Consider the following 11938-nt stretch of genomic DNA (forward strand, 5'->3'; position numbering starts at 1 on the left):
CGTCAGGCTGCCAGTCGGTGTTCGTAGTAGGGCCGTTCACGATCGTCGAGGATCGCGTATTGCGCCGCAAGGTCGCCCGGTTGTGGACTCAACCACGCGTCGACATTCTCCGGCTTAATGGGGATGATGCAGCGGTTGTGACCAGCTGCTGCCACTTCGGGCGGTGGATCAGTGGTAATCGCGGCAAAGGAGAAGAGGTCCGGTTCGCCGGGTGACTGCCAGTGCGACCAGAGACAGGCAACCAGCATGCATTCTGACGTGTTTGGCCTGAATTCCAAAACGACGTTTTCGTCCTGCTCGCCATCCCTTAACTCACGGTGTTCCATCGCAGCACGGCGGACATTCTCGAAGAAAGCATTCACTACCAGCAGGCCGTGAGAGCGGCCGAAGAGTCCTTTCCAGTAGCCTTCAAGGTTGTCGGAGCGAGCGTTGTACGAACCGGGGTATCGCTTGTCATAGGATGCAGGCTTGCCTGCTGGCCGACACAGGTATCGCATCGGCTTGATCACGCGCTCACCGTTCTCCATGACGATCACCGGCGCATATCCGCTTGGGAAAAAGCGTGCGTCGCGCTCTTGCAGGTCCTTCCGCTGAACATCATCGATGCGCCGAAGCGTCGCGTCGATCTTGTTGGTTGCAATACGTTTGCTTTCAGCGGCCGACTTGGTCGTCTTCGCCTGCAACGCGCGTTCGGCCTTCGCGAGGCGAGTGCGCTGCTCAAACAGTTCCTGCTCGAGCTTTTCTGTCTGCGCCTGGTTGAAGGAATCGATCAGCTCCACGATGCGGAGTTCTTCGTCACTCTGTGGCGCGGCAAACCATGCGTCCACTGCCTTTGGGATGCGGATCGTGCTGTCCTGCAATCGCTGCCAGTAGAGCTGCGCAAACTCGCGGATGCTGATCCGCGCGCCGAACGTCCTGACGTACTTCTTGTAGTCCGCCTCGATCTGGGCCGAATAGCACATAGGTTGCCTCAGAGTGAGGCGGTCATGATATCCGGACTCGGTGACTAAAGGCTCGTGGCCCGATTTCGCGCAACACAACCGGGACTTCGAGCCGCGCAACAGGCTTGCTAGTCCTTCGAAGTCTCAAAGGTCACACCGCCGTCCCATTCGAGCGTAACCGGGCGACCGCACGAGCGAGATTGCGGTGCGCATCAATGCCGGCGCGTCTTCGCGGGGGCAGGGCGGAATTAAGGCGCGCGGGTCGCAGCGGCCCGGCTGGTAATGAAGAGAAACGGCATCAGATCGACCGTCTTTTCGACGGATTGCCGTCCGATGGTTGCCGGTATCCTGTCACCTCTCTCAGGTTCTGCCCCGGCCCCTCGGAATGGGCAGGATCACTTCGCCGGCCCCTGCGGGCCGGCTTTCTTTCGCCTGCCGGTTTTTCCGAGGAAGTCTGCAACGGCGAAGGCTTGCCGATTGCACGGGCCATATGGAGCGGGCATACTGTCTCGTAATGAAACCGCTTTTGGTGTTTATTACAGGATGCCGAAACCACCCGTTATCGAGTCTCATCAGCTTCGGCATGCTCTCAAAGTCGCGAGCATCACAGGCCAAAATTCGGTTCGAGACGTGGCGCTTCTGCTTGTGTTCTACGGTACGGGCGTTATGCCTAACGAGGCGGCGAAGCTCCTTGTTAGCGACTACTTGCAGCCGAACAGTGAGGTTCGGGTCGAGTCAACAGTGCGGCCAGAAATTGCCTTCAACGGGAAGGGCCGACCGCTCGTATGGGCGAGTCAAAAGACGTGCGCGGCGATTGACGAATATCTCTCGCTCCGACTCGCGAAGCGCCAAGCTATCACGACCAGTCGCGCCGCATTCAGGGGCCTTGATCCACAAAGCCCTCTCTTCCTGACCGGTGAGGGGTGAGCCGTTCGCATTCACGAGACGCGTGACCGGCACAGGTGCCGTCAGCTACTCGTGTGAAACGTTGGCCGAAATCATGCGGCGATTGCACCAACAAGCTGGGATCGAAAATGGCAACGCATCGGCTGCCCGGCGAACGTTCGCCGTCCGCCTGCACCGCGACGGGCGCTCGTTGAAGCTGATCCAAGAATTGATTGGAGTTTCCAGCCTAGCTGCCGTTAAAAAGCTGATTGAGGGCGATCCTGTGCGGCTGGCGTCGATTGTTAGTGGGGTGATTTGATGGCAGAAGCGAAACGGGGTCGAGGACGCCCTGCGACATTGACGGAAGGAGATCGCCAGTCGCAGCTACGGGTGGCGCAGGCGGCGCACCTCTCGCGCAAGTTTGAACTGAGCGACTAACACCGGAAAACGCTCGCGCTTGTCGCGTGGGCCAGACATAAGAGGGAGAAAGAATGGACGCGATGTACGCCGCTGACGCGGATCTTAAAGCGGCTGTGCCTGCGGCCGTGCGACGCCACCGGGCGGCTGGAACACTCACATGGGCGCTGATTCATAAGATCGAGGCGGAAATCCTCGATGAGGTCGCCGCCACGGGCAAACACAGCGCTCGAATGCTCGGCATGCTTCGGGCGTCGCCCGCGATGGGCTATCCCAAAGACGATCGGCCGGTCTCGCTTGAGGGACACGAGGTGGTTCCCACGGTGTTTGGCGCGATCTACGCCGAGTGGAACCGTGTCAATTGACAACGGAAAATTAACCGGCGCGCGAGCGCCCCGCACGGTCGGCCGGGAGCCGGCTTTTCGCTATAGGACGTAAAACGCTCATGTTGGATCTACAGTATTCGCGAACGGTCGCCGCAGCTCAACGCGCGCTGACTTTGGACAAGGCGTATGCCTCGGCCAGGCAGACACTACTCTCGCTTGCATTGCCTGGTGGACTCCAAAATATCGGACTTCGTTTTCGGGAAACGGATGGGGCCGTGTATGCCGATCTGCATGGACGAACACTCGTGATGCGCTATGACCACGTGTGGCTGAAGGATGGTACATCCGTCACCCGACTCGGTGGCCGACTCCGATTCATTGAGAAAACGTACAGCGGAGAAGATGGGGAAGTCGTGTGCGCCGCCTTTTTTGACGAACTCGGCAATACCCGCATGAATTCTGAAGGGTTCTACGGGAGCAACTGCGTCGTGCCAGATGAGCAGGCGGAATTCCTTCGCAAGCTCAGTTTGGCTCTCGCAAACGCGGTCCACGCGAAGATGGATGTGATTGAGTAGCCGCTTCATCGTTGCCCGCCGTGCCGGGCAACCGTGAATCGACTCAGGCCGCGTCTGAGGCCTTTATTGCAGGTACGAAATGGTTTCGAGAAAGCAGGTTCCGACGAACTACGACTATACGGGCAAGGATCGCGTCGAGCGGCAGCGCAAGGCGCTGGCCGAGGCGGGCGGTGGACGCGTCGAGGCGCATCTTGACGCCGACGAACTGGCGAAGCTCGATGCGCTGGCCGCGACGAGCTTTAAAGGTTCGCGGCGGGCTGCACTGAAGTACCTTGTGCAGCAGCTACCCGAGCCGGGTATAAAAGCTTGACACCGTAGCCGGTTACGGCATAGTCTGTTTCAAGGTCGGCGCATGTACGTCGATAAACAGGACAGGAAAAAGCGATGGCAGGCTCTAACGACATTGAAAAATCTTGCGCTTGGCTCTCAAGGAAGCAGAGGACGAGCTTTGCGATTTGGGAAGTCAGCTTGTGAACGAGGGCTGGGATACGACGACGACCGCTCGCACGCTCGACGTGCTTCGAATCGTTCTGTACGGGACGGACGGGGCCGGGAATGGTCTCGAAGCGTTCGAGCCTGCAAGAAAGACACTGCATGACGTGCGTGCCGCTGAGGCCGCCGCATCGAAATAACCAGGAAAACCCATGCGCAATCAGGCTATCGCATTCGCGGCGTTGCTCGCACTCATCGCTAACGGCGCTGTTGCCGCTTCGCCAAGTGAAGTGCTGCGACAGCAACGGTTGCATATCGACAATGCGATCACCGCACGGAACGCGATGCTCGATCGCATTCACTTTGTTGGTCATAACGACGATTCTGTTCAGCTAGCGTCCATCAATGGTTCTGAGCTAACAGTCGAGTATGCGCTACAGGCGCTAGAAGGTGTTTTAGGGTTGGTTCATCGTGGCAGTGGCAAGCCAGTTGATTTAAAAGCGGTTGGCGAGCCCATGCTGATGCTTTGTCAGGCTCAGGTGACCCAAATGGCCTCGGATAGCGCGCAACTGGCGGATTCACGGATTCGCGACGAAGTTGAAAAGCAAATCGATAACGTCAGGGCGGCATGTAGCGCTATCGTTGCCGTCACTAATTAGACTGGTCGGAAAACAAGGAAAGCATGGAAGATAAGGCTTACATGGTGGCATACAGCACTCCAGGGGGGCGGATGCTTGCTGATATCACGCCCTTCGGCGTGAGCCATTTCGGCCCGCTTGACGCACAAAATTTCGAGGATGTGACGGAGGGCGTCACAGTGATCAATCTGTCGCACTATTCTGAAAAGCCAGCAGATAGCGAAATTCGACGTGTCGTGAACGCGGCGCGATCGCCAGCGCAGGACGGCTAGGGAAAACAGCTAGAAAAATCCGCGAATCGCAGGTGGCCGACGGTGGGCTTACGGTATTTACGAAAACATTATTGCTCGCGCATATGGAGGGCGACCGTGCACTTCGACGTCGATGATGACTTCGAGAGATTACTGGACTTCTTTGCCAGTCTGATCCACGCGATGGCGGGGGTGCCAATCCCTTCAAATCTTGTCTGGATGAATGATGCCCAAGTTCTTGCCATCAAGTTTTACCGGCATCTATGTTCGATTCGAAACGCAGCAAATCCAGTCCCGTACGTATCGCGAGGACTAGATTCCGAGTCTTATGTCGATCACAGTTCGGTTTTCGTCCTCACGCGCGCAGCTCTTGAGACGTACCTGACATTCGCTCACGTGTACGGGCAAGACGACCCAGACGTGCGAAGATTTCGACATCTGTTGTGGAAGTACGGTGGGTTTGCGGATCGCCAGAAGATGGTTCCGACGACGGAACAAGGCAGGCGCAAAATCGCTGACGAGAGGGTCTCACAAGCAGAGTTGAAGGCAGCAATTGAGAGCCACATACGCTGGAAGGCATGTGATAAGCAGGCGCAAAAGCGGATCCTCAACGGAGAGTGGCGAGGGGGGAAATCTTGGGTCGAGATCGGTGTCGGAGCCGGATTCCATCCGCAATATATTCGCAATGCGTATGGGTATCTCTGCGGTTATTCGCATTCCAGTTGGCTGAGCATTCTGCAAATCTCACAGACGCTTGAACTAGACCAACAGCGTCGAATGGTGCGAGGGTTGATGAGCATGCTTGTTACTATACTTAGCTTTTTTGTCGCTGATCACGTCAGGTTGTTTCCGAATGGTGCAGCGTTGCTAGACGCAGACTCTCGTGCAGCCGCGATCGCGGCTCGGTGGCGTGTGACGGGCGAGCATATGTCACCCTCATATCCAGCCGATCAGGGGCCCCCAGCAGCAAGTTAGATCGGAAAATTACGGGAAAAGGTGAAGAGATGACAGAAATACGCGAACAGCTTCTGGCGCTGGCAAAGGAGTACAACGAAGCTGTTGCAACAGGGAAGGTACGAGCAACTCGCAAAGTTGTCGAACGTAGTCACCAAGTCGTCTTCGAAGCAATTAATAAGATTGCGTCCGAACCTACCGTTGACCAGCAACTGCTCGATGATGCCGAAGCGCTACTTATGGATATTCGATGGGGGCAAATGACCACACGGTTTGTCTCGGAAGAGCGCATTCCAAAGCGAGAAGCAGCGTTGGAAAGTCGACTTGTGGCTGGGGTCGCGGTCGCGTCATTCGATCATGAGATTGTACGCGGCTTGAAGATCGCCACCGTTGCAGAATGGGCCACCTACCCGCGCATGCAAATCGCGCTGCGCAATGAAGCCGGAGACGCCTATCGGACCATTGGCATTGACGGAATGGGTGAATGGCTCGATACCTTGCAATGGTTCCTCGATCGCGGCTACACGGATGAGCTGGGGCCTGACGGCGGCACGTGGAAGGGGTGTGATGCCGTCTTCAGTAGAAAGGTTTAGGAAAACACCAACATGAAGAAGTATGACGAACGCGGTCCCGGGCAGTTGACTTAGCAGCGTGGATAAATAGTACCGAAATGGACATGTGACTTGTCATGCTGTCCGCACCTGCTGATCGCGTCAGCCGATCAACCGGCTCCAGTAAACATTCTTGCTTCTCGTGGAGACACATATGCATCGGATCGTGAAAGCGCACTTGGAAAGCTTCGTTAAGAGCTTTGGACTCGAGGCGGACGAAGAAGCTACACAGTTCGAGAAGTTCGCGACCTATTGCGTGCTTTCCAGTCGCTTCAGTGCCGCATTTGATCTAGATGACGTATGTACGGGGCCGGGTGACGAAGGAATGGACGGCGTGGCGATCGTGATCGATGAAGTAGTGACGGCATCCGTCGAGGATGCGCAAGCGATCTTCGGATCCCAGCGCCGAAATCACGACGTCGATGTTCTGTTCGTGCAGGCGAAACGCTCTGAGAGCTTTGATCTTGGTGAGTTTCTCAAATTCAAAGAGGGGATCCTTCGGTTTGCGACGCAGACACCGTATGCGGCGACTGATGAAGTGCTGTCCGAAGCCCGACAGATGTTCGACACTGTCCTGAAAGAAGTACCTAAGGTGCGCAACGGCAAACCATCGCTTACGGCGCGCTTCGTCACCACTGGACAATATCAAAAGCCTCATGCGCTTGAGACGGCCCTCACCGATTTTCTGGCCCAGCTTGCAGCGCTCGGCCTGTTTCATGATATCGACGTGCGGTTCATTGATCGCGATGAACTGACCCGTTTATGGGTCGGGACATATTCAGGTATCAACTCAAGCTTGCCGGCGTTCAGCACTGCAGCGCTCCCGAACATCGCCGGGATTGATGAGGCTTATCTCGCCGTGGTACGCGCCAGTGACTTCGTGAGCAACTTGCTTGTAACTGAGGATGGCAACCTACGAACTCAGGTTTTCGAGGAAAACGTTCGCTCGTTCTTAGGCCACGATAACCCAGTGAACCAGTCGATAGCTGCAACACTCGCCTCAGACGCAGCAAGCCGCTTCCCGGTACTTAACAATGGCATCACAATAGTCTGCCCCGACGTAAAGCTTCAGGGCACAACGCTGCATCTGACGAACTATCAGATTGTGAACGGCTGTCAGACGTCGAACGTCCTCTTTGAGAACCGTGATTTTCTCGGTGACATCATGGTAAACATCAAGGTCGTAAAGACACAGCTTGAGGACGTGTTTTCCGAACTGGTGCGCGCGACCAACAGCCAGACAAAAGTCGAAGACACGCAATTCCTGTCGTTGAGACCGATTATCAAGCGAGTCGAGCAGTACTACAACACCTATGACCGTGCTGAGAGTCGCCTGTATTTGGAACGTAGGGACCGGCAGTACGTCGGTCAAGACATTCCGGCGACCAGAATTTTTTCCCTGCATAACGCGGCCAAGTGCGTCGCAGCCATGTTCTGCAACCGGCCCGAACTAGCCGCGCGGTATCCCAAGCAAATGTACGAGGAGCTAACAGAGGTAATCTTCGCAGACTCCACGAAAGAAGTGGTGTTCTATGCCGCTTGTGTGACGATGTACAGGTTTAACTTGCTGGTAGGAAATAGCACTGTCCCGCAAAACATGAAGCGCTTTAAGTGGCACATGATGCCGTTGGTGCGCGCGATATTGTGTGGTGCAGAGATCCTGCCGTTAAACTCAAAGCAGGTTGAGAAGGCGGCCCAAAAGATTATCGACGTAATGGGACAACACGGCCAACCAGCAACGGACGTGTTTGAAAAGATCGTCCGTGTTTGTCAAGATTTGGGAGAGGTGTCCACTGACCGACTCAAGCGTCAGGCGATTCTGGGCGAAATGCTTGCGATGGTCTGAAGGTGTCTAGTTCGGGTCGAAATACCACGGAAAACACATGCCAATCTTTATCAGCTACTCCCACGCGAACCGCGAGTTCGTCGATGATTTGGCCGGCCAGTTGGTCCGTGAGAAAGTCCATGTTTGGCTGGATCGCTGGGAACTGTCGCTCGGCGACTCCTTGATCGATAAGGTTCAGAGTGCGGTTGAAGGCGCTAGTGCCTTGCTGGTTGTCCTGTCGAAAGCTTCGGTGGAATCGGAGTGGTGCAAAAAGGAACTAACAGCTGGACTTTTTCGAGAACTGGACGAGAAGCGCGTTGTAGTGATGCCAATTCTCCTAGAAGACTGCGCTGTGCCGATGTTTCTCCGCGATAAATTTTACGCGGACTTCAGAACGGATTTTGACGCGGGATTGCGTACCGTACTCGAAGGGGTCGCCAAAATCTCGAACGCATCGCTGGCACGATCAGTAAGCGCCGATAATCACACAGACTGGTCAATTCGGAGCGGAAAACGTGACGGGCAAATAGGGATATTTCTAACTTATGTTCAGCAAGACAAGGATCAGCCCTACACCGTTTTGACGGAAATCGCCCTTATCCCGAATGCGATCGCAAATGAACGGCTTCTCGAAGTGCTCAAAGAGGGAGGCAAGACGAAAATGCGGTTCGTCGCTATGGAGGCTTTGGTGGCTTACCTTAGCAAAAGAGATGACGTTCGGCCTGTGCTCGATGACGAGGAAGAGTGGATCAAGCACATTGAGTTTAATGGCGCTGCGCAAGATGAAATTTACGAGGCTCGCATTGGGGTTCGTCGCCTCGGGCAGGATACCGGCCGCGATATTTTGACGAACGTCACGGGCTTGGTACGTACGACCTTCGAACAGATGAAGTCTGTTCTTGCCGGTGGTTAGGAAAATTCGGGGAAAACAACATGCAAACGGTATTTGCAATCTCTACGATGGCCTTCGGGGCACTGTCAGCATTCTTTTGGGGCTGTTCGGCTCGGATAAAGATCCCGACCGGTTGGGATACGGGCATGCAGCAAGCGGAGGCGTTCGCCAAGGCTGGCCGATATAACGCGTGCGGAGCTGGGTTCGCAGCTGCTGCTGTTGGCATTCAAGCGCTCGAGTCGCTTCTCACCGTTTTGCAACTCGTCGGGTAGGAAAACCGGTTGTCGTACGGAGCGCAACGATGAAAGCACACGGCAACGTTGAGAAACTTGTTCGCTGGTTGCGTGAGCATCAACCCGCGACTGTTGCTCAGATCGTGGCCAATGGCGTGATGAATTCGCGCGATGCATCAGATGCAGTTCAGTACGGTGTACGGCATGGAGTGCTGGAGCGAATCAAGCGACCGGGCGCCAGACCGAACGAGAGAGTTCAATACCGGCTGACCGGACAGGCCCTACCGGCGCTCAAGACCGCGCCTGCGGCCCCGTCCTTTGATGGACTGCTTCAGGCGTGGAGCATCGCACGAACGCCCCCCGATTAGCGGCGCACCTCTCGCGCAAGTTGGAACTGAGCGACTAACACTCGGAAAACGGGAGAAGCAGATGACGAACGAAGTGCAGGACATTGACCACGCACGGCGTATAGCTCGCCAATTCGCCTCAGAGGAAGGGGTCAATGAGGCGCGAGCGGAGGCCTACGCAGATGTCTGGTTTGACGCGGGCAAGGACGTCGATGCCTCGACCGAAAGTGAACTGCGCGCCCACTTGCGCAGGCGATTCGCCGCGTCGCAGTAAGCACTGGAAAACACCGGAGCGGGGTAATGAAAGGTCGAAGTGTGTTCTCGTCGTCGGACGTGGATCGTGTCAGGGCGCTGCTCCGTCAGGTTCGTGCCGACTTTGACACCTTGGTGATGCGAGGAACAATCAAGGTCGAATAACAGGGCGAACTTATATGTTTAGGATATCTTCGCGATTTTACATAAAGCGAATTATCAACGGTACGGCTGTAGGTCCCAAATAGAAATGTCGGGTTTCCGCTAAATAGAAATGTCGTGTTCCGGGTAGTTTGAGCGCCGGACAGCCATCAGGGAGCGCCGGCGATGAACGCGACTGGGACGATCACGATGACGATGCGCGAGGTAGACCGGTTCAAGGTGATTCAGGCGGTGACCGAGGCCCGGCTCAAGCCGGGCCAGGCGGCTCAGCGGCTGGGACTGGGCGTGCGCCAGGTCGAGCGGCTGGTGCGGCGTTATGAGGCGGCCGGCGTGGCCGGACTGGTGTCGGGCAAGCGTGGCCGTCCGGGCAACCATCAGCTGCCACCCGGCAAGGCACAGCGGGCGCTGGCGCTGATCCGCGAGCGCTATACGGATTTTGGGCCGACGCTGGCGTGCGAGAAGCTGCGCGAATGTCATGGCATCGGGCTGGCCGTCGAGACAGTGCGTACGCTGATGCGGGCCGCGGGGCTGTGGGTACCGCGCCGGGAACGCCCACCGAAGGTCTACCAGCCGCGTAACCGCCGCGCGTGCCTGGGCGAACTGGTGCAGATCGACGGCAGCGATCACCGCTGGTTCGAGGACCGGGCGCCGGCGTGCACGCTGCTGGTGTTCATCGACGATGCGACGGGACGGCTGATGGCGCTGCACTTCACGGCGACGGAGTCGACCTTCAGCTACTTTGAGGCGCTGGCGAAGTATCTGGACGCGCACGGCAAGCCGGTGGCGTTCTACAGCGACAAGGCCAGCGTCTTTTACGTGAAGCAGCGCGCGCAGACGGCGGGCAAAGGCGTCACGCAGTTCGGCCGGGCCCTGTACGAACTGAACGTCGACGCATTCTGTGCGAACACGAGCCAGGCCAAGGGACGCGTCGAGCGGGCCAACCTGACGCTGCAGGATCGTCTCGTGAAGGAGCTGCGGCTGCGCGGCATCAGCACCCGGGAGGCGGCCAATGCGTATGCGCCCTCCTTCATCGCAGACTTCAACCGGCGGTTCGGCAAGCCACCCAGGAGCGATCATGACGCGCACCGGCTGCTGCGGGCCGACGAGGATCTGCGCCAGATCCTCGCGTATCGCGTGCCGCGCAAGGTCTCCAGTGCGCTGACCGTGCAGTACGACCGCGTGATGTACCTGCTGGATGACACGCCTGATTGCCGTGGGCTGATCCATGAGTACGTCGAGGTCGTTGAATATCCCGATGGCGTGATCGAGATCCAGGCCAGCGGTGTCGCGCTGCCGTACCGGCAATACGATCGCATCACGCGCATCGATCAGGGTGCGGAGCTGGAGAACAAGCGACTGGCTAGCGCGCTCGAGGTGGCACGGCAGATTCAGGCCCTGCGTGACGAGCGTCGCGCATCGGGCTCGCCATCACGTACGCATTGCGGTGAAGAGGTTCGGGCGAAGCAGGCACTCATCGGGCTGAAGAAACAGCGGGCGATTGACGTTGCCGACCTCAATCATGCTGTTCTGGAAGTCAGTGCCAAATCAATGCGGGAACGGGGGGCGGCTGCGCCGCCCCACCCCAGAAACATAAGAAAAAGCACAGCAAAACCCGACATTTCTATTTAGCGGGAGACGCGACATTTGAACTTGGCGGAGACAACGGCTGTAGGTCCCAAATAGAAATGTCGGGTTTCCGCTAAATAGAAATGTAGTACTCGAAGATCGGTAATTGTGCGATGAAGTTGGCAACCCGGTCGTTGGCAGCCCGCAGTGTGGCCAGACGGCAGTACTGGCGATATGTTTCGTCGAGTGTGTGATACGGGATATCGCAGGTCTGGGACATGGCGAGATTGCCGAGATTGGTGGCCTGCGCAATAATCACCGCCATCAAGCTGTCCGCGTCGGCGATCTTCTTCGCGTAACGGGGTTGCAGGGGCGTCATCGTCGACAGGAAGCCGCAACGCTCATTCACAAACCGGATGATGTCGGCAATGTCGGGTAGCGGCAGCTTCGCGTAGAAGCTTTCCTGCTGTGTGGCGTTTTTGTCGGTTCTGTCGCGATAAGGAATTACTCATAAGTCAGGAATTTTGCGGACAGATGACCTATGCTTGAGCGATTGCTATTGAGAGCGTCGCCCATGAAACGAGATGGCCGGAGCCTGGCTCACAACACGCTCGAAGAGATGCGTACTCTT

The 11938-nt window shown here is 56.9% G+C and carries 15 protein-coding genes and 1 pseudogene; 14 read left to right on the plus strand and 2 right to left on the minus strand.

What is annotated here, in order from left to right; genetic code table 11:
• Nucleotides 1–2: 2 nt before the first annotated feature.
• Nucleotides 3–962, minus strand: coding sequence for an SOS response-associated peptidase family protein (locus VSR68_RS32905; protein WP_342943755.1), 960 nt, complete (start codon nucleotides 960–962; stop codon nucleotides 3–5).
• Nucleotides 963–1890: 928 nt separating this feature from the next.
• On the opposite strand from VSR68_RS32905, the gene VSR68_RS32910 reads away from it, so the two are divergent.
• From VSR68_RS32910 to VSR68_RS32975, 14 genes are all read left to right on the plus strand, one after another.
• A complete protein-coding gene (locus VSR68_RS32910; RefSeq protein WP_342943756.1) occupies nucleotides 1891–2145 on the plus strand; it encodes a hypothetical protein in 255 nt (84 codons plus the stop codon).
• A gap of 172 nt (nucleotides 2146–2317) precedes the next feature.
• A complete protein-coding gene (locus VSR68_RS32915; RefSeq protein WP_342943757.1) occupies nucleotides 2318–2608 on the plus strand; it encodes a DUF2471 family protein in 291 nt (96 codons plus the stop codon).
• Nucleotides 2609–2688: 80 nt separating this feature from the next.
• Nucleotides 2689–3144, plus strand: a complete 456-nt coding sequence (locus VSR68_RS32920; protein ID WP_342943758.1) for a hypothetical protein — start codon at nucleotides 2689–2691, stop codon at nucleotides 3142–3144.
• A gap of 79 nt (nucleotides 3145–3223) precedes the next feature.
• On the plus strand, nucleotides 3224–3454 hold the full coding sequence (locus VSR68_RS32925; RefSeq protein ID WP_342943759.1) for a hypothetical protein: 231 nt from the start codon (nucleotides 3224–3226) through the stop codon (nucleotides 3452–3454).
• 109 nt (nucleotides 3455–3563) lie between these two features.
• On the plus strand, nucleotides 3564–3776 hold the full coding sequence (locus VSR68_RS32930; protein ID WP_342943760.1) for a hypothetical protein: 213 nt from the start codon (nucleotides 3564–3566) through the stop codon (nucleotides 3774–3776).
• Nucleotides 3777–3788: 12 nt separating this feature from the next.
• Complete coding sequence (locus VSR68_RS32935; RefSeq protein ID WP_342943761.1) at nucleotides 3789–4235, plus strand: hypothetical protein; 447 nt, start codon at nucleotides 3789–3791, stop codon at nucleotides 4233–4235.
• Nucleotides 4236–4258: 23 nt separating this feature from the next.
• Nucleotides 4259–4486 carry a hypothetical protein gene (locus tag VSR68_RS32940; protein WP_342943762.1) on the plus strand — a complete coding sequence of 76 codons (228 nt, stop codon included), beginning with the start codon at nucleotides 4259–4261 and terminating at the stop codon, nucleotides 4484–4486.
• 96 nt (nucleotides 4487–4582) lie between these two features.
• Nucleotides 4583–5440: a hypothetical protein gene (locus tag VSR68_RS32945; protein ID WP_342943763.1), complete on the plus strand. Its 858-nt coding sequence runs from the start codon at nucleotides 4583–4585 to the stop codon at nucleotides 5438–5440.
• Nucleotides 5441–5469: 29 nt separating this feature from the next.
• Complete coding sequence (locus tag VSR68_RS32950; RefSeq protein ID WP_342943764.1) at nucleotides 5470–6012, plus strand: hypothetical protein; 543 nt, start codon at nucleotides 5470–5472, stop codon at nucleotides 6010–6012.
• Between the two features lie 172 nt (nucleotides 6013–6184).
• A complete protein-coding gene (locus VSR68_RS32955) occupies nucleotides 6185–7876 on the plus strand; it encodes an AIPR family protein (RefSeq protein ID WP_342943765.1) in 1692 nt (563 codons plus the stop codon).
• Nucleotides 7877–7913: 37 nt separating this feature from the next.
• On the plus strand, nucleotides 7914–8768 hold the full coding sequence (locus VSR68_RS32960) for a toll/interleukin-1 receptor domain-containing protein (protein ID WP_342943766.1): 855 nt from the start codon (nucleotides 7914–7916) through the stop codon (nucleotides 8766–8768).
• A gap of 280 nt (nucleotides 8769–9048) precedes the next feature.
• Entirely contained in the window at nucleotides 9049–9348 is a 300-nt protein-coding gene (locus VSR68_RS32965; protein WP_342943767.1) for a hypothetical protein, read from the plus strand.
• A 61-nt stretch (nucleotides 9349–9409) separates the two neighbouring features.
• Nucleotides 9410–9601, plus strand: a complete 192-nt coding sequence (locus VSR68_RS32970; protein WP_342943768.1) for a hypothetical protein — start codon at nucleotides 9410–9412, stop codon at nucleotides 9599–9601.
• A 305-nt stretch (nucleotides 9602–9906) separates the two neighbouring features.
• Nucleotides 9907–11370 (plus strand): ISNCY family transposase, encoded by a 1464-nt coding sequence (locus tag VSR68_RS32975; RefSeq protein WP_342943769.1) that lies wholly within the window; start codon nucleotides 9907–9909, stop codon nucleotides 11368–11370.
• Between the two features lie 82 nt (nucleotides 11371–11452).
• Here VSR68_RS32975 and VSR68_RS32980 read toward each other — a convergent pair.
• Nucleotides 11453–11770 (minus strand): annotated as a pseudogene (locus tag VSR68_RS32980) (Tn3 family transposase); the annotation flags it as partial.
• Nucleotides 11771–11938 lie beyond the last annotated feature (168 nt).

This window comes from Paraburkholderia phymatum (genome assembly GCF_038900715.1).
Taxonomy (GTDB): Bacteria; Pseudomonadota; Gammaproteobacteria; order Burkholderiales; family Burkholderiaceae; genus Paraburkholderia; species Paraburkholderia phymatum_A.

Coding starts and splice junctions, on each gene's coding strand:
- VSR68_RS32935 (WP_342943761.1), top strand. CDS start 3,789: ATGCGCAATCAGGCTATCGCATTCGCGGCGTTGCTCGCACTCATCGCT.
- VSR68_RS32915 (WP_342943757.1), top strand. CDS start 2,318: ATGGACGCGATGTACGCCGCTGACGCGGATCTTAAAGCGGCTGTGCCT.
- VSR68_RS32955 (WP_342943765.1), top strand. CDS start 6,185: ATGCATCGGATCGTGAAAGCGCACTTGGAAAGCTTCGTTAAGAGCTTT.
- VSR68_RS32940 (WP_342943762.1), top strand. CDS start 4,259: ATGGAAGATAAGGCTTACATGGTGGCATACAGCACTCCAGGGGGGCGG.
- VSR68_RS32905 (WP_342943755.1), bottom strand. CDS start 962: ATGTGCTATTCGGCCCAGATCGAGGCGGACTACAAGAAGTACGTCAGG.
- VSR68_RS32960 (WP_342943766.1), top strand. CDS start 7,914: ATGCCAATCTTTATCAGCTACTCCCACGCGAACCGCGAGTTCGTCGAT.
- VSR68_RS32925 (WP_342943759.1), top strand. CDS start 3,224: ATGGTTTCGAGAAAGCAGGTTCCGACGAACTACGACTATACGGGCAAG.
- VSR68_RS32965 (WP_342943767.1), top strand. CDS start 9,049: ATGAAAGCACACGGCAACGTTGAGAAACTTGTTCGCTGGTTGCGTGAG.
- VSR68_RS32975 (WP_342943769.1), top strand. CDS start 9,907: ATGAACGCGACTGGGACGATCACGATGACGATGCGCGAGGTAGACCGG.
- VSR68_RS32920 (WP_342943758.1), top strand. CDS start 2,689: ATGTTGGATCTACAGTATTCGCGAACGGTCGCCGCAGCTCAACGCGCG.
- VSR68_RS32970 (WP_342943768.1), top strand. CDS start 9,410: ATGACGAACGAAGTGCAGGACATTGACCACGCACGGCGTATAGCTCGC.
- VSR68_RS32950 (WP_342943764.1), top strand. CDS start 5,470: ATGACAGAAATACGCGAACAGCTTCTGGCGCTGGCAAAGGAGTACAAC.